We start from the raw sequence: 19,593 nt of genomic DNA on the forward strand, positions 1-19,593 counted from the left end.
CGACTGGCTTGTCTGTGTCCGCTGATGGTGTCGGCGTGGTGGCTCACGCGGGCAGCGTCGCGTTGCGTCTCATGGCCGACCGGACCGGCCTCACGACGGAGTTGTCCGCGGCGATGTCGCGTCGCTCCTTCGCCCCGGTCCACGACGCGGCCGGGTGCTGGTCGACGTCGCGGTGATGCTCGCTGACGGCGGTGAGGCGATCGCCGACATCGACGTGCTCCGCCATCAAGCACCGGTGCTCGGCGCGGTCGCGTCGCCGCCGACGGTGTGGCGGACTCTGAATGCGGTCACGCCCGGCCGGTTGAAGCAGATCGCGGTCGCCCGCGCCCGGGCTCGGCGCCACGTCTGGTCGCAGCTGGCGGCCGGTGACGGCATCCCTGCCTCGAAGGTCGCCGGCACCGACCTCGGCGACGTCGTGGTCCTCGACGTCGATGCCACGATCGTGGTCACCCACAGCGAGAAGCAGAACGCAGCAGCCACGTTCAAACGGACCTTCGGCTTCCACCCACTCGGGGTGTGGTGTGACAACACCACCGAGTTCCTCGCCGCGACACTGCGTGCCGGGAACGCCGGATCGAACACTGCTGCCGACCACATCGAGGTCCTGACCCAGGCGATCGCCCAGGTGCCCGCCAAGCATCGCAAGAAGCTGCTGATCCGATCCGACGGCGCCGGCGCATCTCACGACCTGCTGGACTGGCTCACCGAGCAGAACCAGGTCCGCGGCCGCAGCGTGGAGTACAGCGTCGGGTTCGCGGTCACCGAGAAGATCCGCGACGCGATCAAGCTCGTCCCGAAGAAGGTCTGGACCCCGGCGTCCGATGCAGACGGCGGGATCCGTGAAGGTGGCGACGTCGCCGAACTGACCGGACTGCTGGACCTGACGAAGTGGCCGGCCGGAATGCGGGTCATCGTGCGCCGCGAACGTCCCCATCCCGGTGCACAGTTATCGTTGTTCGAGGAGCGTGACGGGTGGCGCTATCAGGCGTTCGTCACCAACACGAGCACCGGGCAGTTGGCGTTCCTCGAAGCCCGGCACCGGGCCCATGCCCGGGTCGAGGACCGGATCCGGCACGCCAAGGACACCGGTATGGGCCGGTTCCCGTCGCGGGAGTTCGCGATCAACCAGGCCTGGCTGACACTGACCCAGGTCGCCGCCGACCTGACCGCCTGGACCCGGCTCCTCGGCTGTGTCGGCGACGCCGCCGCACTGGCTGCCTGCGAACCAAAAGCGCTGCGCTACCGGTTCCTCCACGTCCCCGCCCGCCTCACCCACAGCTCTCGTCGACGACGACTCCGGATACCCGAATCCTGGCCCTGGGCAGCCGCCGTGGTCGCGGTCTTCGCGAACATCGCCGCGATCCCACCCCTGTCCTGACGAGCCCGTCCGCCCACGACCCGAAGCACTGGAGAACCGCAGCCCGGCAGCGCCAGCCGGCCCAGCGTCGTATCCAAGATCAGACCCTCGGACCACGACCGCCATCACGCAGCGGCGCGCCCAGTCCGCACGACCTCATGAAAGACCGGGGCTAGGTCGCGAGCAGAACTACCGTCAACGGGGATGACATCGTGGCCCGTATAGCGTGGGCGGAGCGAGCATGATGCACGACAGGTGACCCCTGTTGCTAGACATACCCATCGCTCGAGGTGAAGCCGACAGTCGCGGGATTGGCGCCGATGTGGGCGAGGGCGCAGATACGCTGACGCCATGTCCACTCCTCAACCGGTCCCCAGCCTCGGTGCGGATCGGCGTCTGGCTTCGTGACAGCCTCGGTCGGGCCGAAGGACTACTTCTTGAAGGACGGGAACCTCGTACGAGAGTTCGTGTTCTTCATTTCGTCTGCGTCAGACGTCACGGACCAGCGCGACCTATTCGAAGCATTGGTTCGGACAGTCGACAATCAGTTCCGGTCGCGTCGAGACGAGACCCGGCCCTTCACCCTGGTCCCCGACCGGTGGGAATTCGATGCCGGGCGTCGGACCACCGATATGAACGAGGAGTTCGTCCGAAGAGTGCGCAAGGCGCATGCGGTTGTGGTGCTGCTCGCCAATCAGCTTCGTCCAGGCACCGAGGAGGAGATCGAGGCGGTACTTCATGAGAGCACCGTCCAGGTGTCGGTGATCTGGATGGACAAACCGGAGGACAGCCGGAAGTACCGCAAGCTTCGGAAGTACCTGAACGATCGGGCCAACCAGTTGGCGTACGTGAAAACGGGCCCACCGGGAAGTCAAGAGTCGATATGCGCGATGGTTGACGTCATCACAGCTGCGCTCGCCCATCTGACCCGCACCGAGCAAGGGGAGGCGACGTTTAGTGAAGAACGAAATGGCCGCTGAAGACAGCATCTACCGGGCGTGCATCACTTGGAACATCCCAGCGTTGCGCGGCACCGACCGCGACGATGTCGACCACTTCAAGCGCACGATCCAGCTGCTCCCATCTGCGTTCAACGACACATCGGACTCGATCCCCAAGCGGCTGACACCGCTGCGACGTGCGGCCGAAGGTCTAAAGGCCGAACTCACCGGCGCCCCTGGCGCAGCCCGGGACCACTACGAGATCGTCGCGAAAAGAACGGGATTGCCCGGTGTGCTCGGGACGCTGCTCATTGCTTGGATGTCGGATGCGACCGAGAAGGACTTCGCCCGTGTTGAGCGAAAGCTTGCCTCTCTGACGGGCCCTGGCAGCCGCGATGTAGTCGCACGCAGCCATTGCAAGCTCGCAACCTGGTCCTTCGACCATGGGTGGGTCGACCGATCCCGCCACCACTATGAGGAAGCGCGACGTCACGCCGGCAAGAGCCTCGGCATGGCCCTTGACGGCATCGGACACTGGTTCGGCCACGACCGAACCATCTACTTCAAGCGCGTATACGACGACATGACTACGTTCCCGTGGATCGACGAATGGGTCGACCGGGCTGCGCGGACCTCGGTCGAGAAGGAGTTCCGCAACTCGTATAAGAGCCCATGGACGCGTACCTGGTCCATGGGAGCGACGACCGTCGAAGGCACCGACATCCAGTCCGCAGGGATGCAGGCAAGCTGGGCCGGCGCGCTTTGGATGCTTCCCCAAATCAACCGCCAGCATGCAGCCCTCATCATGGCGAAGAGCAACGAACCTGATGATGTGGCCCGAGCCATCGCTCTGTGGGCCAAGGGTGGCGGTCAAGACACCAACCAGCTGGTCTCGGCGAAGGAGGGATCCCTCACCGAGACCACAATCGACGACCTCCTCATCAATCAGCTTCACGAGGGTCGTAGCGTCCGCGACCGCGACACGTGGCTCGACATCTGCCACGCGCTCTGGGCCGAGCTTCCAGATCAGCTCGTCGAAGACTTCGTACGCGGCTACCAGGGCCCTGCGCCGGACATGCGACTGCACGGCGGAGGCGGCGCCAAGGAACTTGGCCTCTTCGGGAAGCTCCTCGCCCGTTCTCCACTCGCAGTCGAACGCGCGTATGGCTTCGATGACTGGGAAGCCGGGCTTCTCGCTCGAACACTCTTCCCCCAGTTGCTCGACGGACTCCCGCCCAGGCTGCGGGCCCGCCTGCTCGAAGCAGGCCTTTCAGATGTTGTACTGGCCAATGACGACTGGGCCAACACCGGCTGGGCATCCCTTGTGACCTGCTGGACGCTCCTCGACGAGGAAGTGCAGGCCACCTTCCAGAGTTCACTCCTGGACGCCATCCCCGACAGTGATATCCCATCAGCCGCCACCATTGCGCCGGGCCTCGTGCCTAGGCGTCGCATGGAAGCAAGGCTCCAAACCAGCCTCAACCTGCTTGCTCAGGAACTGACAGATTCCGCTAGAGGCAGCTGGACTGGTTGGAGCACTCACCCAGCAACCGACGTCGCCCGACTCGCGCTAGCGCAGGGAAGCGTGAGCGACACTGCTGTCGAACGCCTCCTCGGCATCGCGATCGCCCCGAGCACCAACTCCCAACAGCGTCGCGCTTGCCTGTCAGCACTCCAAGCTCTCGCAGAGGAGGGCCTAGTCAAGCGAACTCAAGTCCAGCAAGCGTTCACCCCAGTCACCGTCCGCTCAGTGATGTCCGACGACGCTGCAGTTGACCAAAGACTCGACGACGTCTCAAGGCTCGCGCTCATGGTCCAGTTTGGCTATGAGCAGGCGACCGCCGAAGGGCCACTGCTCGCCGCATCCCGAGACCCCGACACACAAGTACGACTCCTCGCCGTTTCGGCTGTCTGCCGACTTTCCCGAGAAGGGCAGACCTCGCCCAGCTTTGACGCCACCCTGCTCGGAGCCCTCTACGACCCGCATCCTCGAGTCCAAGCCGAAGCAGTCCCTGCGCTGTGGCGCGGCAACTTCGAGAGCGATGCGCTGCTTGAAGTAGCCCGTGCCCGGGCCGCCGAGATCTTCCCGACGGCCCACCGCGAACTCAGGGCCAACATTGCCCACGAGTCGGCACTCGCCGACAGCGACGACCCGTACATTCAAACCCTCAGGCACATGGCAAGCCAGGACAGATCCTGGATCGTTCGACGTGCGGCTGATGGACCTTTGCAGTAGCTCTGCACGACGCGTCATTCTGGGCGCTAAGACGCATGAGCCGCGCATCATTCGTTGCGGTTCTCCGTCTGTCACAGCCTCAGGGTCACAACCCCTGCCACTCCGGCTTGCCGGCGTACACCTCTTGATAATAGTCGAGTCGACGCAATCCGCTGGCAGCTTCCGAATCGAGCAGCACAGTGACGTGTGGGTGCAGCTGGAGGACCGACGCCGGGCACGACGCCGAGATCGGACCCTCCACTGCGGCGGCGACGGCCTCCGCCTTCGCGACTCCCGTCGCGAGCAGCAGCAGGTGCCGCGCATCGAGGATCGTGCCGATCCCCTGGGTGACAACGTGGTGGGCCACCTCCTCGTCCCCGAAGTACGCCGCGTTGTCGGCGCGCGTGCGGCCGGTCAGCGTCTTGATCCGGGTGCGCGAGGCGAGGGACGAACCCGGCTCGTTGAAGCCGAGGTGGCCGTCACTGCCGATGCCGAGCACCTGCAGGTCGATGCCGCCCAACTCCGCGATCAGCCGCTCGTAGTCGTCGGCGCTGCCCGGCAGCCGGGTGGGATCGGGTCCGTGCACCTGGAGCAGGGGCACGTCCCACGGCTCGGCGACCTCGCGCAGCACGGTGGACAGGTAGCTGCCGTCGTGGCCCGGCGGCAGGTCGACGTACTCGTCGAGGAGGAACAGCCGGACGTCGGTGAAGGAGATGTCTCCCGCGGCGTGCCGGCGCGCCACCTCTTCGTACGTCCGGCGCGGTGTGCCACCGGTGGCCACACCCAGCGCAGCCCGGGGCTTACGGGCCACCAGGCTCGCGATCGCGTCGGCGGCGACCCGGGCGACCTCACCTGCGTCGGCCAGCGGGACGACCTCCATGTCAGCGCCCCCCGAGGAGTGCCGCGCCGATGGCGGCAACGGGCGCTCCGGTCTGCGCGAGCGTGACTCGCGCTGGGAGGTCGAGGGACGCCACGAACGGCGAGTCGGCTGCCCGACGTTGGAGCGCGGCCACGACGACCTCGCGCAACGGCTCGCCCAGGTCGGCGACCCCTCCGCCCAGCACGACGACGTCGGGGTCGACGCCGAGGGCGAGCACCGTCACCGCCTGGGCGATGCCGTCCGCGAACGCCCGCCAGACGACGAGAGCCCGCTCGTCGCCAGCGACCACGGCCGCGTGCAGCGCCTGGGCAGGCGCCGGTCCGTGGGTCGGCCAGGCGGTGGCGAGCGCCGAGCCGGACGCGATGGTCTCAAGGCAGCCCAGTTGTCCGCAGGCGCACGGGAGTCCGGCCGGGTCCACGGACACGTGACCGATCTCCCCGGCCGCCCCGCGTGCACCACGTCGCAGCCGACCGTCGACCACGAGGCCCGCGGCCAGGCCCGTGCCGATGCCGAGGTACGCAAGGTCCGTCGCGCCTGTCAGAGCGGCAACGCCCAGGGCGGCGGCGTTGACGTCGTTCTCGAGTACGACGCGGCGACCCACCGCCTCGCCGAGCCGACCGCCCAGCGCGACCGGGACGCCGTCGATGCCCAGGTTGACCGCGTGGGAGACGAGTCCGCGCACTGTGTCGACGACGCCGGGCACACCCACGCCGACCGGCGACCTGGCATCGCTCGACCCAGCCAGGGCAGCCACGACGCGCGCGGCTGTGCGGATCACCCCGTCGGCACCGGGCTCGGTGTTCTGGAGCGCCCTGGCGACGACGCCGCCGCGCTCGTCCAGCGCGACGCCCAGCGTCTTGGTCGCACCGATGTCGAGGCCGATCACGGTCGCCACCCCCGGGCACGCAGCAGCTCAGCGACGGCGCGTGCCGACGGCAGCGAGGAGCCCTGAGTCACCACCCGCACCATGTGTACGTCGACCGGTCCCGGCCATCCCCACTCGACCAGCACGACGGGCACCGTCTCGGCGAGGCCGCTGAGCAGGGCCAGCGTGGCGGGGTGCCGGTGTGCGTCACGGGCCTGGACGACAAGCGGCCGCCCGGCTGACCGTGCCAGCAAGGCCGCGACGCCACCGGCCGGCTCGGCGGGCAGTCCCCAGGGCACCACGCCGACGGCGATGTTGGGCTCGGTCTCGACAGTCACGAGGAGCGCTCCGGACAAGTCAGGCAGCTCGCCCTCGACACGGAGCGCCGACCGGGCCCCGGCGAGCTGGGCGGCATCTTCAAAGGAGGCAAGCACTCCACCACCACGCGGCATCGCAGCGATCCGCGCGGCCGCATCAACCAGCCGCGACTCGGGCAGCCGGCCGCGGCGTACGGCCTCGACGATCGCGGCTTGGATGGCCCGGACGAGCGCCTCGTCCTTGTCGGGCCCGATACAGAGCAGGTCGGCGCCCGCCACCAGCGACAGGACTGCCGCCTCGGGGATGCCGCGACCGGCACTGGCGCCCGCCATGTCGAGGGCGTCGGACACGATGACGCCCTCGAAACCGAGCGTCGAGCGGAGGCGACCGAGCACGGCCGGGCTCATCGTCGCCGGCAGCCGGTCGTCCAGGGCACTCACCACGATGTGCGAGGTCATCACGGCCGCAGCACCCGCGGCGACGGCAGCCGCGAAGGGCACCAGCTCACGAGCGGCCAGCGTCTCGAGCGGGGCGTCGAGCCGCGGCAGGTCGAGGTGGCTGTCGGCCGAGGTGTCGCCGTGGCCGGGAAAGTGCTTGAGGCAGGCCGACACACCCGCCGACTGGAGGCCCTCGACCCACGCCACGACGTGCCGCGCCACGTGGCTCGGGTCTGCACCGAAGCTGCGGGTGCCGATCACCGGGTTGTCGGGGTTGCTGTTGACGTCGGCCACCGGGCCCAGGTCGAGGTCGATGCCGCAGGCCGCCAGCTCCGCTCCGACCGCCGCCCCGGTGGCTCGCGTCAGGGCGAGGTCGTCGACCGTGCCGAGGGCGAGTGCGCCGAGCACCGGGCTGCCCCCGTCGTAGTGGAGCCGGGTGACGTCGCCGCCCTCCTCGTCGGTGGCCACGACGGCTCTTGGCGCGACCGCCCGGATGGCCCCGGTCAGCGCAGCGACCCGGTCCGTCCCGGCAGCGGTGTTGCTGCCGAAGAGGCAGACGCCACCGAGACCTTCCTCGAGCAGCCGGGCCGCCGCGGCAGGCAGGTCGGTGCCTGGGAAGGCGGGCAGCTGGACCGCGAGCGCCAGCCGCTCGACGTACGCCTCGCTCATCCCTTCACGGCTCCAGCTGTCATGCCGGCCACCATCCGGCTCTGGACCAGGAGGAAGAAGATGATGACCGGGATCGCGATCAGTGTCGACCCCGCCATCACCGCACCCCAGTCGGTGCCGCGGTTGACGTCGGTGAAGGTGCTCAGCCACACCGGCAGCGTGCGCTTCTCGGCGTTGGTCATCACCACGAGAGCGAGCGTGAACTCGTTCCAGGCCTGGATGAACCCGAAGACGCCGGTCGCGACGAGGCCGGGCGCCAGCAGCGGGAACGTGATCCGGAAGAACGCTCCGACGCGGGTGCAGCCGTCGACCATCGCGGCCTCCTCGAGGTCGATCGGCAGGCCTGCGACGAAGCCGCGCAGCGTCCAGATCGTGAAGGGCAGCACGGCCGCGATGTAGAGCGCGGTCAGGCCCAGCACGGTGTTGGTCAGCTGCAACGCGTCGAGCATCTTGTACTGGGAGATGAAGAGGCCTTCTGCCGGGATCATCTGTACGACGAGCAGCACCACCACGAACGCACGCCGACCGCGGAACCTGAACCGTGACACCGCCAGCGCCGCCAGGAACGCGAAGAGGAGCGCCACCACCACAGTGCCCACCGTGACCATCAGGCTCACCCCGAGGGCGCTGACGAACCCGCTGTCGTCGAAGAGCCGGCGGTAGTTGTCGAGGCCGCCGCCGAACGGCACCCACGTCGGCTCGGGCGCGCGGATCTCCCGCCGTTCGAGGAACGAGGTGTTGACCATCCAGTAGACCGGGAAGATGCAGGCCAGGAAGGTGACCAGCCCGAGGGCGTCGACGAGCAGTCGGGTACGGCGGCGTACGGCGCGGCTCATGCCTCGACCTCCTTCAGCATCTTGGCGACGTAGGGCCAGGTCAGTACGACGGTGAGCGCGAGCATGAAGACGGCGACCGCGGAGGCAACGCCGAAGTTCCCCTCACCGATGCCCGAGCGGTAGATGTAGGTGCCGAGCAGGTTGGTCTCCCGGGTCACGCCGCCGGCGTTCTGCAGGACGTAGATCTGCGTGAAGACGCGGAGGTCCCAGATGACCTGGAGCAGGCCCACGATCAGCAGCACCGGGCGCGTCAACGGGATGATCACATGCCTCAGCCGCTGCCAGGAGCTCGCGCCGTCCACCTCGGCGGCCTCGATCAGCTCCTCCGGCATCTGGGTGAGGCCGGCATAGATGGTGAAGGCCACGAAGGGGATGCTCATCCACACCACCACCACCGCGGCGACGAAGAAGAAGGACAGGGGTTCGATCAGCCAGGAGTGGCCGGCGTAGTCGAGGCCGCCCTTGTCGAGCAGCCAGTTGATGACGCCGTACTGGGAGTCGAAGAGCCACTGCCAGACCGTCAGCGCCGCCAGCACCGGCATCGCCCAGGCCAGCAGCAGCCCGGTCTGCACGATGAGCCGGACCGGCTTCGACATGAGTCGCATGGCCAGCGCGAGGGCGCTCCCGATCAGCATCGTGATGCCGGCGCACACAAGACAGAAGACGATGGAGCGCAGCACGAGCAGCCACAGGTAGCGGTCGGTGAGCACCTCGACGTAGTTGTCGAAGCCCGTCCACTCGGCCGGTCGGCCGAACTGTTGCGCCAGGCCGTACTCCTGCAACGAGAGCACCACCTGGCGCACCAGCGGATAGCCGAGCCCGGCGCACAGTGCGAGCAGCGCGGGCAGCAGCAGCGCGTAGGGCAGCGCCTTGCGGGCCCGCAGACGTGGGGTCCTGACCACGGCCGTGGACATCGATGCCTCCTGGGGCGGGGACGGGAGGTGGTCGGGAGGTGGGCGGGAGTACGCCGGCGCGGCCGGGACGGGATGGTCCCGGCCGCGCTGGGGTGCGACGTACGCCGCTAGTTGAGCTGTTCCTCCATGGCCTTGTCGGCCGCCGCCGCGAGCTCCGCGACATCGCCGCCGTTGGCGATCCCGACGAAGAGGTCCTCCATGATGCGGGCGCCTTCGACGCTGGCCCAGCCGGCCGCGGCCGGCGTGAGCTTGGCGTTGCTGGCGGCCGCGATGGTTGCCTGGGCGAACTCGTCGTCACCCAGCTGGCTCGCCAGCGACACCTTGGCCGGGGTGAGCCCGTTGGCCGCGAGGATGGCCTGGTAGTCGTCACTCAGCATGATGGCGACGGCCTTCTCGGCAAGGTCCTGGTCGGGCGACTGCGCCGCGATCGCGATGTTGGACCCGCCGAGCAGCACCGGAGCCGGGCTGCCGTCGTTGCCCGGCAGGGCGAAGACGCCGACCTTCTCCATCAGGTCGGGACAGCCGGCCTCCGCGTCACCGAGCACACCGCCCATCCAGCCGGGCGCCGACATCATCGCCATCTCGTTGTTGCAGAAAGGCACCTGCGGGTCGGTCTCGTTGCCGTCCTTGGCGGCGCCGGAGGCCTGCTCGAACAGGGTCTGCACCGTGGCCAGCCCCTCCAGCGACTCGGGCGACGACAGCGCACCCGCCCAGGTGTCACCGTCTTCGACCGCCAGGTCTCCGCCGTCGTTCCAGACGAAGGAGACGCCGTTGCGCCAGTCCTGACCGGGCAGCCAGAAGCCGGAGAAGTTGGCCGGCTTCGGGTTGTCCTTCTTCAGCTTGATCGCGGCGTCGACGAACTCCTCGGTCGTCGTGGGCACCTCGAGACCGGACTTCTCGAAGAGGTCCCTGCGGTAGAAGACGTACTTCGAGCCCGCGTAGTAGGGCACGGCGTACGTCGCACCGTCAGCGGTGCCGGCGGCGACGAACCCGGGCAGCAGGTCGTCACCACCGAGGTCGCCGAGCTGGTCGGTGAGGTCGGTGAACGCACCGGCGGTCGTGAACGTCGCGGCCTGTGTGTTGCCGACCTCGACGACGTCGGGGGTCTCGGCCTCACTCGACAGCGCCGTGGTCAGGCGCTCCACGAGGCCCTCCCACTGCTGCTCCTCGACGGTGAGCGTGGTGCCGGGGTTCTCGTCCTCGAACGTCTTCTTCAGGTAGTCGCGAGCCTCCTGCGGGGTGTCGGTTCCGTTGAGCCAGACCCGGATCTCCGTGGAGCTCGAGCCGGACTTCTTGTCGCCGTCGTCTCCTGAGCCACAGGCGCCGAGCGCCAGCGCCATCGTCACCGCAGTCGCGAGGGCAAGCGCTTGCCTTGTCGTCGTACGCACCAGTCTTTTCCTTTCATGAGCGGATTCCGGCGACGGACGTCTCGTCATGAGACGCCCAGCTCGCCGGCCAGGACAAGGCCGGCGGCGCCGACCAGGACCACGTCGTCCCCGAGGTTCGACGTACGCACCGTGAGGCCGTCAGAAGTGACGGCCATGACCCGGCGACGCAAAGTGGCTGTGACGGCGTCGCGCAGCGGGCCGTCCAGCAGATCGAGAGGCCCGGTGAGCACGAGCTCGTGCACGTTGAGCGCCCCGATGACCGGAGCCAGCACCTCGCCAAGGCGGGCTCCGGTGGCGGCGAGCAAACCGGCCTTGTCGTCCGCTGCGGCCAGCCGCGCGCGGAGACGGGGTACGGCGAGCAGCGTCTCCAGGCAGCCGACCCGGCCGCACGCGCAGGCGTCTCCGTCGTCGTCGACGGTGACGTGGCCGATCTCCCCGGCCGCGGCGCGGTGGCCGTGGAGCAGGACGCCTTCGAGGATGAGTCCGGCACCGACGCCGAAGCCGATGCGCAGCACCATCAGCCCGCCGTCCGCGGCGCCGCCGTAGGTGTGCTCGGCCAGGGCGGCCACGTTGGCGTCGTTGGCGACATGCACGGGTACGCCGGTGGCTCGGGCGACCTCGCCGCCGAGGTCGGTGCCGTGCCAGCCGAGGTTGGGCGCGTCGAGCACGGTGCCGCGGTCGTCGACGATGCCGGGAGAGCCGATGCCGATGCCGAGCACCGGCCGGTCGGCCATCGCGACCAGCGATTTGGCCAGCTCCGTCGTTAGGGCCACCGCGGCTGCGCCCTGCGCGCCGACCGAGGAGAGCTCGGCCCGGTGCACGACGGTGCCGGCGAGGTTCATCACGGCGCCGGACATCTTGTCGTCGGCGGAGAGGTCGATCGCCACGATGTGGGAGCTGTCGACCGCCATCCCGACCATCGTCGGCGGCTTGCCGACGCGGGCCTCGACGGGCGCCCCGAGCTCCTCTACGAGCCCGTCGGCGAGCATTTCGGCGACCAGGTCGGAGACGGTGACCCGGGTCAGCCCCGTGGTGCGGGCCAGGTCGGCGCGGCTGGCCGATCCACTGCGGAACAGGTGCTGGAGCAGGACCGTGCGGTGGTGCCGGCGGGCGTCCTCCTGGCGCACCTTGCCCTGGGCGCGCAGCCGCTTTCCGACGGGAGCAGTGGTGATGGTCACATTTGTTAGTTCAGCGCACTAACAAACTCTCTGTCAAGAGCCGCCGCCCATTTCCTTGCTCTCGGCCACGGGCAGAACGCCGCCTCGCGCCCAGGTCTCGAGCTGGTCATGGTGGTGCGACGAGTCCGTGTCTCCGGCAGCGCCGAGGGGCACCACCCAACGGCTTGCCTCCCGGTCGCCGAGGCACCACACGTAACGCGCCACCGGCCCGCGAATGCTCTCGTCGCGGCCGGGCAGCCAGCCCGTGGCCATCACGCAGTTGGTGTCGCCGGACAGCGGCAGGGCGGGCGGCGGGGTCTGCCCCTGCTGGGAGAACGACGTGAACCGGTGCCGCTCGCCCCACGTCGTCTCGTCGTCCCGGCCCGCCTGCTCCATGGCCTTGCGCAGCAGCAGGTCGAGATCAAGGCCGAACGGGAGGTCGTGCGCCAGCAGCGTCTCGAGGGAGTTCGCCACCTTCGTGGGCAGCGCGAACCAGGGCGCCAGCAGCTCGCCGTACGGGGAAGGGACGCGGAGCGCCGCCAGCACCTCCGAGCTGCTGATCGCGTCGACCAGGTGGCCACGCACCCGCGCGAAGAGAGCCGCGTCGACGCTGTCGGCCGACATCTCGCGGTCCCAGGCGGCCAACCGGTCGGCCACGTCCCCGTCGATCGCCTCGCTGCGGGCGACCAGGGACGCACCGGCGGTCTGGCGTACGTCGCTGAGCACCCGCCCGGCAGCCTCCACGTCGAGGTCCTGCTGTGCGTCCAGCAGCTCGGCGATCCGACGGGCTCGGTGCGGTGGCGCGAAGTCCACCCCGATCACGTCGTACGACGCGGCAGCACGGTCGTTCGCCGTGACGACGTAGCCGTCGGGTGCGACCTCGGTGCGGGGCAGCTGGTCGACCCAGCCGTCCCAGCGGTGACCGTCAGCGGCGTGCCCCGGCAGTCGGCGCAGCGCCTCGGGCCGGCGCGGCACCCGACCGGCGACCCGGTGCCGGACTGTGCCGGTCGTGTCGGCGATGACGACGTTGTTGACGGGCTCGACCCAGTGGGCGAACGCCTGCTCGACGTCGTCGACCGTGCGCGCCCGCAGCAGCGGCAGCAGCGCGTCGAGGCCGAGATCCCCCAGCACCAGCGACGGCGTGCGCAGCGACCAGCCACCGTCGGGCAGGTCGAGCACGACGGGCCCACGGTCGGACACGACGACCTCCACGTCGACCGGGTCGCCGTCGCGCACCTGCATCGTCTCGGTGTGCCGTCGGGCGCCGGCAAGCGACTCGGTCGTCTCGCGGTAGACGTCCTGGTAGTCGGCCATCGCGTTCGTGATCGCCCACGCCACGCCACCCGCGTGCCCGAAGTGCTGGATGCCGGGCACGCCCGGGAACGCGAAACCGGCCACGTCGAACTCGTCGCACGTCAGCCGCACCTGCGCATAGACGTTGGGGTCCTCGAAGGCGCGGTGCGGGTCACCGGCAATGAGCGGAAGACCAGTCGCAGTGCGGCCTCCGGCGACGGCGTACGCGTTGCTGCCCTGCGGTGGACCCTCGGCACGGAAGAGACTGGCGGCCTCCGGGCCCAGCGCCTCGACGGCACCGTGTCGCCAGAGCTTGGCCGGGAACGTGCCGAAGAGGACGTGCTGCACCAGGAAGATCGTTGCCGGAGTCCACGGCTGCCACGGCTCGTGGTCGGCGGGCAGTGCGGCGTTGACGCCCTCGACGTACGCCGCGAGGAAGGCCTGCGTCTCGGGCTCGGCGCCGTCGAAGGCCCGGTGCCCGATCGCGTCGAGCAGGGCACGTCGAGCGAAACGGTCCCACTCGAGTCCGGCCACGCCGAGCAGCTCAGCGGAGCGGCCCTCGCCACGGAGCCGGTCGACGAGCAGCTGTCCGGCCCGGTCCTCGACGCAGGCGCGACCCTGTTCACGCGCCAGGTCGAGCACGCTCGACCCGGTGACGTGCGGGATCCCCCACGCGTCGCGGCGTACCGTCATCAGTCTTCCGCGCGCCGGAGCTTCTCGTCGAGCCAGACCTTCACGCTGCCGGCAACGCCCGCGAGATCGTGGACCAGCTTGCCGACGGTGTCCTGGGACGACCGGAAGCTCTCCGCGTAGCTGGCCGCTGCGGCCTTAGCGGCATCGCTGACCTTGGCGTCGTTGTCGTCCTCGCGGCGCGGGTAGTCGCCACTCACGCAGCGCGTATAGGCCCCGGAGTCGACCCAGCGGCGCAGCTCGGCGGCACGGACGACGGCGAAGGGGTGCGAGCGGTTCTCGATGAGGAGCAGCTTGAGGACGGAGTCACGTAGGTCGATGGCGTCGAGGTACTCCTGCCCCTGCGCGAGGAACGACGTCGTGTCGAGATCCGCGAGGTGGCCGCCGCTGGCCATCTGCATCTGCACCCGGATGGCGACCGCCGGGTCCTGCGTCGCGAGCAGGCCGGCGCGGTCGGCCGACAGCTCGGCCTTGCGCGACCACTCGAAGAGGGCCGCGACGATCGCCCGGACGCCCAGGCCGCCCAACGGCAGCGAGCTGAGGATCCCGGTCATCTGGAGCAGCCGCTGCAGCAGGGTCTGGTAGACCGCGTGCCCGCTCAGCGCGTGGCCGAGCTCGTGGGCGATCACGAACCGCAGCTCCTCCTCGTCGAGGAGGTCGACGAGCCCGCTGTTGAGCACGATGATCGGCTTGTTCATGCCGATGGTCATCGCGTTGAGCACCGGGTTCGCCGCGACGTACATCTCGGGCACCTCGGTGGCGTCGAGCACCCGGGCGACGTCGTTGAGCGCGAAGTGCAGCGACGGGAACTGGCGCTCGTCGACCCGCACCGCCGAGCCCATGAACACCAGCCGTACGGCGCGCTCGTTGACCAGGCCCGACATCGTCCTGAGCACGGTGTCGAAGCCCTTGAGCCGGCGCAGCGCCACCAGCGCGCCCCGGTCTGCTGGGTGCTCCCAGGCACGCGAGCTGATCCCGGTCAGGGTCACGCGGGCCCGCGCCGGAGTCGCGGAGGGCTGGTCAGTCGAGTCGCTCACCCGCTGAACTCTGACATGACTCGGCGCTCACGCGGCGTGTTTCGCCCAGAGGTTTCGTCGTGGGGTCGCCGGATAGTCCGGGGCATTTCGCACCCGAATCGCCCGGCGGACGTGCATTTTGCCCCGGACTATCCCGAAATGATGGCTCAGGCCACCGACCACCAGGCGGGCGTCTCCAGGGTCCATGCGCGGTTGGACTCCGGGAGGAACAGCGCCCGATCTCGAGCCCGCAGCATCCGTCGTACGACGCCGGCCCGGTCGCCGAGGTCACCCGCGACTAGCGTGAAGTACTCGAGTCCGTGATCGCGGAACCGCTCCTCACGGGCGACGTCCTTGCGCCGGTTCGCGGCAGCCAGGTGGGCTGCGCCGTCGTACTCGCCCACGATGCCGGCCTCGGGATCGAACAGATCAGGGAAGCCGAGCAGGGTGCCTCCCCGGCCGAAGAGCGGCACGTTGCACAGCGGTCGGGGCAGCTCGGCGTCGAGCTCCCACACGAGGCGCATCGAGGTCTCCGGTGGCGAGCCGGACGAGTCGACGGCCAGCGCGACCGCCCGGCGGGCCAGCTCGATGCCGGTCTTGGGGCCGGCCATGTAGATGTGGTGACTCACCGCTGCCACCGTCGTCAGCCCCGCCGCCGCGGCCATGTCGATTGCCTCGACGCCGGCACGGAGGAAGCCCCGGCGACGCACCTCGTCGAAGACAGCGCGCTCCGGGCTTGCGCACCAGAGCCCCGCCACCTGGATGCGCTCGGCGAGGGCGAGCTGCTCCCGCGTGACGACGATCCGATCGTCGGGTCGCAGCTCGGAGTGCGAGATGAGCGGGATCGGCAGGCGCGACCCGTCGTGCGCCGTACCGTCGAAGTACGCCGCGCCCTGCCACCGCAGCGCCGCCCATCCGGTGACGGCGCCCTGGAATCGGCGCGTGCCTTGCTCGACGACCCGCTGCTCGACGACGTCGTCGGTAACTGCCACCGGAACGCAGCGACCCGGCGAGGTCTGCCGGAACTTGGGTCCTCCCGCCCGGCGCCAGGTGAGGTCGCCGCCACCGGGCGCCACGGGCCAGACGACCTGCGGTCGGGTGCAACGAGTGCTGGCAAGAGGGTCCATCCGGCCACCCTCGGCCCGCGCTCCGACGGTTTCGGCTCCGCGCCAACCGGCCTGTGGATGAAGTCGTCTTCCGCTTGCCTGTGGATGGTTTGCGGTCGGGGTAGTCCGGGGCAATCCATACCCGGATCGCCCGCCAGAGGTGCATTTTGCCCCGGACTACCCCGGCCAGACACGTACGACAACCAGGTCAGGACTCCGTCATCGGGATCCGTACGTCGCGCTCGGCAGCCACCTCGACGGCCCGGTCGTAGCCGGCGTCGACGTGCCGGATGACGCCCATGCCCGGGTCGTTGGTCAGCACCCGCTCGATCTTCTGGGCCGCGAGCGACGTGCCGTCGGCGACGCATACCTGCCCGGCGTGCAGCGAGCGGCCCATGCCGACACCGCCGCCGTGGTGGAACGACACCCACGACGCACCAGACGCGGTGTTGACCAGCGCGTTGAGGATCGCCCAGTCGGCGATGGCGTCGGAGCCATCGAGCATCGACTCGGTCTCCCGGTACGGCGACGCGACGGAGCCGCAGTCGAGGTGGTCGCGGCCGATGACGATCGGCGCCTTGAGCTCGCCGGACGCGACCATCTCGTTGAACTTCAGGCCGGCCAGGTGGCGCTCGCCGTAGCCCAACCAGCAGATCCGCGCCGGCAGCCCCTGGAAGGACACCTTCTCGCCGGCCATCTTGATCCACTTGTGCAGGCGCTCGTTGTCGGGGAACAGCTCGAGGATCGCCTTGTCCGTGGCGGCGATGTCGGCCGGGTCACCCGACAGGGCGGCCCAGCGGAACGGGCCCTTGCCCTCGCAGAACAGCGGCCGGATGTAGGCGGGCACGAAGCCGGGGAACTCGAACGCCCGGTCGTAGCCGCCCTTGCGGGCCTCGTCGCGGATCGAGTTGCCGTAGTCGAACACCTCGGCACCGGCATCCTGGAACTCCACCATCGCCCGCACGTGCGCGGCCATCGACGCCTGGGCCTCCTTGGTGAAACCCTCGGGGTCGCGGGCCGCGGCGTCGTGCCAGTCCTCGAACGCCACACCTACGGGGAGGTAGGACAGCGGGTCGTGCGCCGATGTCTGGTCGGTGACGATGTCGATGGGCGCACCACTCGCCAACAGCGCCGGGAACATCTCGGCAGCGTTGCCCAGCACGCCGATCGAGAGCGGCTCGCGGGCATCACGAGCAGCGATCGCCCGGGCCACGGCGTCCTCGAGAGAAGAAGCCTGTACGTCGAGGTAGCGGTGCTCGATGCGCCGCTCGATGCGCGTCTGGTCGACGTCGACGCAGATCGCGACGCCGTCGTTCATCGTCACGGCCAGCGGCTGGGCCCCACCCATGCCACCGAGGCCGGCGGTCAGGGTGATCGTGCCGGCCAGCGTGCCGCCGTACTTCTTGTCCGCGACGGCGGCAAACGTCTCGAAGGTGCCCTGCAGGATGCCCTGCGTGCCGATGTAGATCCACGAGCCGGCGGTCATCTGGCCGTACATCGTCAACCCGAGGTCCTCGAGCCGCCGGAACTCCTCCCAGTTGGCCCAGTCGCCGACCAGGTTGGAGTTGGCGATGAGCACGCGCGGCGCCCACTCGTTGGTCTTCATGACGCCGACGGGCTTGCCCGACTGCACCAGCATCGTCTCGTCGTCGCCCAGGGTGCGCAACGTGCGGACGAGCGCGTCGTACGACTCCCAGTTGCGCGCGGCCTTGCCGGTGCCGCCGTACACGACGAGGTCCTCGGGGCGCTCGGCGTTGGCCGGGTCGAGGTTGTTCATCAGCATCCGCAGCGGCGCCTCGGTCTGCCACGAACGGCAACTCAGCTCGGTGCCGGTGGCGGCGTGGATGGGGAGCCTGTGATTGTCGTTCACTTCAGTTCTCCGATCACTGCTTCGGCGGCGGCCAGCACGGCGCCGGACTGGACGAGGGAGACCGCGATCTCGATCTCCGGGGACAGGTGACGGTCGGGGCCGGGGCCCTCGATGCCCGACTCACGCAGCAGCGACACGACGGCGGCCGTGGCGGGCGACGGCACGAGCGGCGCGCGCAGGTCGAGCGCACGGGCGGCGGTGAGCACCTCGATGGCGACCACGCGCGACAGCCCGTCGACGGCGCGGCGCAGCTTGCGGGCGGCCGACCAGCCCATCGAGACGTGGTCCTCCTGCATGGCGCTCGACGGGATCGAGTCGACGCTCGCGGGGTTGGCGAGGCGCTTCAGCTCCGACACGATCGCGGCCTGGGTGTACTGCGCGATCATGTGCCCGCTGTCGACGCCCGGGTCGTCCGCGAGGAACGGCGGCAGACCGTGGTTGCGCGCCTTGTCGAGGAACCGGTCCGTACGACGCTCGCTGATCGAGGCCAGGTCGGCCGCGACGATCGCCAGGAAGTCGAGCACGTAGGCGACCGGGGCACCGTGGAAGTTGCCGTTGGACTCGACGCGACCGCTCTGCCCATCTGCGGCGGCCAGCACCACCGGGTTGTCGACGGCCGACGCGAGCTCGCGCTCGGCGACCGAGGCAGCGTGCGTGATGGTGTCGCGGACGCCGCCGTGCACCTGCGGCGAGCACCGCAAGGAATAGGCATCCTGGACGCGGTTGCAGTCGGGGCCGCGGTGGGACGCGACGATGCCGGAGTCGGCCATCAGCGCCACGAGGTTGGCCGCGGACGCCGCCTGGCCTGGGTGCGGCCGGATCGCCTGTAGTTCGGCGGCGAAGACCCGGTCGGTGCCGAGCTGGCCCTCGACCGACATCGCGGCGGAGATGTCGGCGGTGCGGACGAGCATCTCCATGTCACTGATCGCCATCACCAGCATGCCGAGCATGCCGTCGGTGCCGTTGATCAGCGCTAGCCCTTCCTTGGCGACCAGCTCGACCGGTGTGAGCCCGGCCGCAGCAAGTGCGTCGGCGGCGGGCATCCGCTCGCCCGATGCGTCGCGGACATCGCCCTCACCCATCAGCGCCAGCGCACAGTGCGACAACGGCGCGAGGTCGCCGGAGCAGCCCAGCGAGCCGTACTCGTAGACCAGCGGGGTGATGCCGTGCGTGAGCAGTCCGGCGAGCAGCTGGGCCGTCTCGCGGCGTACGCCGGTGTGCCCGGTCGCGAGCGTCGAGAGGCGCAGCAGCATCAGCCCGCGCACCACCTCGCGCTCGACCTCGGGCCCGGAGCCGGCCGCGTGCGAGCGCACGAGCGAGCGCTGAAGCTGGGCGCGCATCTCGGTCGGGATGTGCCGGGTCGCCAGCGCGCCGAAGCCGGTCGAGATGCCGTACGACGGCGTGGCGGCTGCCGCTAGCTCCTCGACGACCGCCCGGGCCCGGTCGATAGCCGCGCAGGCCTCTTCGGTCAGCTCGACCGGCGCACCGTCGCGTGCGACAGCCACCAGCTCGGCGAAGGAGACGGGGCCTGTGCTCACCGGCACCGGGGTGAGAGTCGTTGTAGCCATGGCTCCATACAAGCCCCCCGGGCTGGCCACGTGCCAGACCCGTGCTGCCCGCGCTGTCTCGGATGCCAGACTT

At 69.6% G+C, this 19,593-nt stretch carries 15 protein-coding genes; 3 read left to right on the forward strand and 12 right to left on the reverse strand.

The features are described from left to right. Positions 1-154 precede the first annotated feature (154 nt). The 3 genes from H4Q84_RS11395 to H4Q84_RS11405 all read left to right on the forward strand — a co-directional run bounded on the left by H4Q84_RS11395 (position 155) and on the right by H4Q84_RS11405 (position 4,534). Positions 155-1,378 carry an IS1380 family transposase gene (locus H4Q84_RS11395; protein WP_248583502.1) on the forward strand — a complete coding sequence of 408 codons (1,224 nt, stop codon included), beginning with the start codon at positions 155-157 and terminating at the stop codon, positions 1,376-1,378. Between the two features lie 416 nt (positions 1,379-1,794). Beyond that, positions 1,795-2,337 carry a hypothetical protein gene (locus H4Q84_RS11400; RefSeq protein ID WP_248583503.1) on the forward strand — a complete coding sequence of 181 codons (543 nt, stop codon included), beginning with the start codon at positions 1,795-1,797 and terminating at the stop codon, positions 2,335-2,337. After that, positions 2,315-4,534: a hypothetical protein gene (locus tag H4Q84_RS11405; RefSeq protein WP_248583504.1), complete on the forward strand. Its 2,220-nt coding sequence runs from the start codon at positions 2,315-2,317 to the stop codon at positions 4,532-4,534. The genes H4Q84_RS11400 and H4Q84_RS11405 overlap by 23 nt, the downstream gene beginning before the upstream one ends. A gap of 85 nt (positions 4,535-4,619) precedes the next feature. Here H4Q84_RS11405 and H4Q84_RS11410 read toward each other — a convergent pair whose 3' ends face one another. The 12 genes from H4Q84_RS11410 to hutH form a co-directional block, all read right to left on the reverse strand. Next, positions 4,620-5,393: a glucosamine-6-phosphate deaminase gene (locus H4Q84_RS11410; protein ID WP_248583505.1), complete on the reverse strand. Its 774-nt coding sequence runs from the start codon at positions 5,391-5,393 to the stop codon at positions 4,620-4,622. A gap of 1 nt (position 5,394) precedes the next feature. Further along, positions 5,395-6,279: an ROK family protein gene (locus tag H4Q84_RS11415; protein ID WP_248583506.1), complete on the reverse strand. Its 885-nt coding sequence runs from the start codon at positions 6,277-6,279 to the stop codon at positions 5,395-5,397. Further along, positions 6,276-7,682, reverse strand: a complete 1,407-nt coding sequence (locus H4Q84_RS11420) for a glycoside hydrolase family 3 N-terminal domain-containing protein (RefSeq protein WP_248583507.1) — start codon at positions 7,680-7,682, stop codon at positions 6,276-6,278. The genes H4Q84_RS11415 and H4Q84_RS11420 overlap by 4 nt, the downstream gene beginning before the upstream one ends. Then, positions 7,679-8,518 carry a carbohydrate ABC transporter permease gene (locus H4Q84_RS11425; RefSeq protein WP_248583508.1) on the reverse strand — a complete coding sequence of 280 codons (840 nt, stop codon included), beginning with the start codon at positions 8,516-8,518 and terminating at the stop codon, positions 7,679-7,681. Before H4Q84_RS11425 ends, H4Q84_RS11420 begins: the two co-directional genes overlap by 4 nt. After that, positions 8,515-9,432, reverse strand: a complete 918-nt coding sequence (locus tag H4Q84_RS11430) for a sugar ABC transporter permease (protein ID WP_248583509.1) — start codon at positions 9,430-9,432, stop codon at positions 8,515-8,517. Before H4Q84_RS11430 ends, H4Q84_RS11425 begins: the two co-directional genes overlap by 4 nt. Before the next feature lie 107 nt (positions 9,433-9,539). After that, a complete protein-coding gene (locus tag H4Q84_RS11435) occupies positions 9,540-10,820 on the reverse strand; it encodes an extracellular solute-binding protein (RefSeq protein ID WP_248583510.1) in 1,281 nt (426 codons plus the stop codon). 44 nt (positions 10,821-10,864) lie between these two features. Then, complete coding sequence (locus H4Q84_RS11440) at positions 10,865-11,998, reverse strand: ROK family transcriptional regulator (protein ID WP_248583511.1); 1,134 nt, start codon at positions 11,996-11,998, stop codon at positions 10,865-10,867. Between the two features lie 33 nt (positions 11,999-12,031). After that, positions 12,032-13,963, reverse strand: coding sequence for a penicillin acylase family protein (locus H4Q84_RS11445; RefSeq protein WP_248583512.1), 1,932 nt, complete (start codon positions 13,961-13,963; stop codon positions 12,032-12,034). Continuing rightward, positions 13,963-14,997 carry a M48 family metallopeptidase gene (locus H4Q84_RS11450; RefSeq protein ID WP_248583513.1) on the reverse strand — a complete coding sequence of 345 codons (1,035 nt, stop codon included), beginning with the start codon at positions 14,995-14,997 and terminating at the stop codon, positions 13,963-13,965. The genes H4Q84_RS11445 and H4Q84_RS11450 overlap by 1 nt, the downstream gene beginning before the upstream one ends. Before the next feature lie 146 nt (positions 14,998-15,143). Beyond that, the gene (locus tag H4Q84_RS11455) at positions 15,144-16,103 is read right to left on the reverse strand and encodes a hypothetical protein (protein WP_248583514.1); all 960 of its coding nucleotides are present in this window, start codon (positions 16,101-16,103) and stop codon (positions 15,144-15,146) included. A 187-nt stretch (positions 16,104-16,290) separates the two neighbouring features. Beyond that, positions 16,291-17,952, reverse strand: coding sequence for a urocanate hydratase (gene hutU, locus H4Q84_RS11460; RefSeq protein WP_248583515.1), 1,662 nt, complete (start codon positions 17,950-17,952; stop codon positions 16,291-16,293). Continuing rightward, positions 17,949-19,520 (reverse strand): histidine ammonia-lyase, encoded by a 1,572-nt coding sequence (gene hutH, locus H4Q84_RS11465; RefSeq protein ID WP_248583516.1) that lies wholly within the window; start codon positions 19,518-19,520, stop codon positions 17,949-17,951. The genes hutU and hutH overlap by 4 nt, the downstream gene beginning before the upstream one ends. Positions 19,521-19,593 lie beyond the last annotated feature (73 nt).

This window comes from Nocardioides sp. InS609-2 (assembly GCF_023208195.1).
GTDB lineage: Bacteria > Actinomycetota > Actinomycetes > Propionibacteriales > Nocardioidaceae > Nocardioides.

Coding starts and splice junctions, on each gene's coding strand:
- H4Q84_RS11455 (WP_248583514.1), bottom strand. CDS start 16,103: ATGGACCCTCTTGCCAGCACTCGTTGCACCCGACCGCAGGTCGTCTGG.
- H4Q84_RS11430 (WP_248583509.1), bottom strand. CDS start 9,432: ATGTCCACGGCCGTGGTCAGGACCCCACGTCTGCGGGCCCGCAAGGCG.
- H4Q84_RS11445 (WP_248583512.1), bottom strand. CDS start 13,963: ATGACGGTACGCCGCGACGCGTGGGGGATCCCGCACGTCACCGGGTCG.
- hutH (WP_248583516.1), bottom strand. CDS start 19,520: ATGGCTACAACGACTCTCACCCCGGTGCCGGTGAGCACAGGCCCCGTC.
- H4Q84_RS11410 (WP_248583505.1), bottom strand. CDS start 5,393: ATGGAGGTCGTCCCGCTGGCCGACGCAGGTGAGGTCGCCCGGGTCGCC.
- H4Q84_RS11420 (WP_248583507.1), bottom strand. CDS start 7,682: ATGAGCGAGGCGTACGTCGAGCGGCTGGCGCTCGCGGTCCAGCTGCCC.
- H4Q84_RS11425 (WP_248583508.1), bottom strand. CDS start 8,518: ATGAGCCGCGCCGTACGCCGCCGTACCCGACTGCTCGTCGACGCCCTC.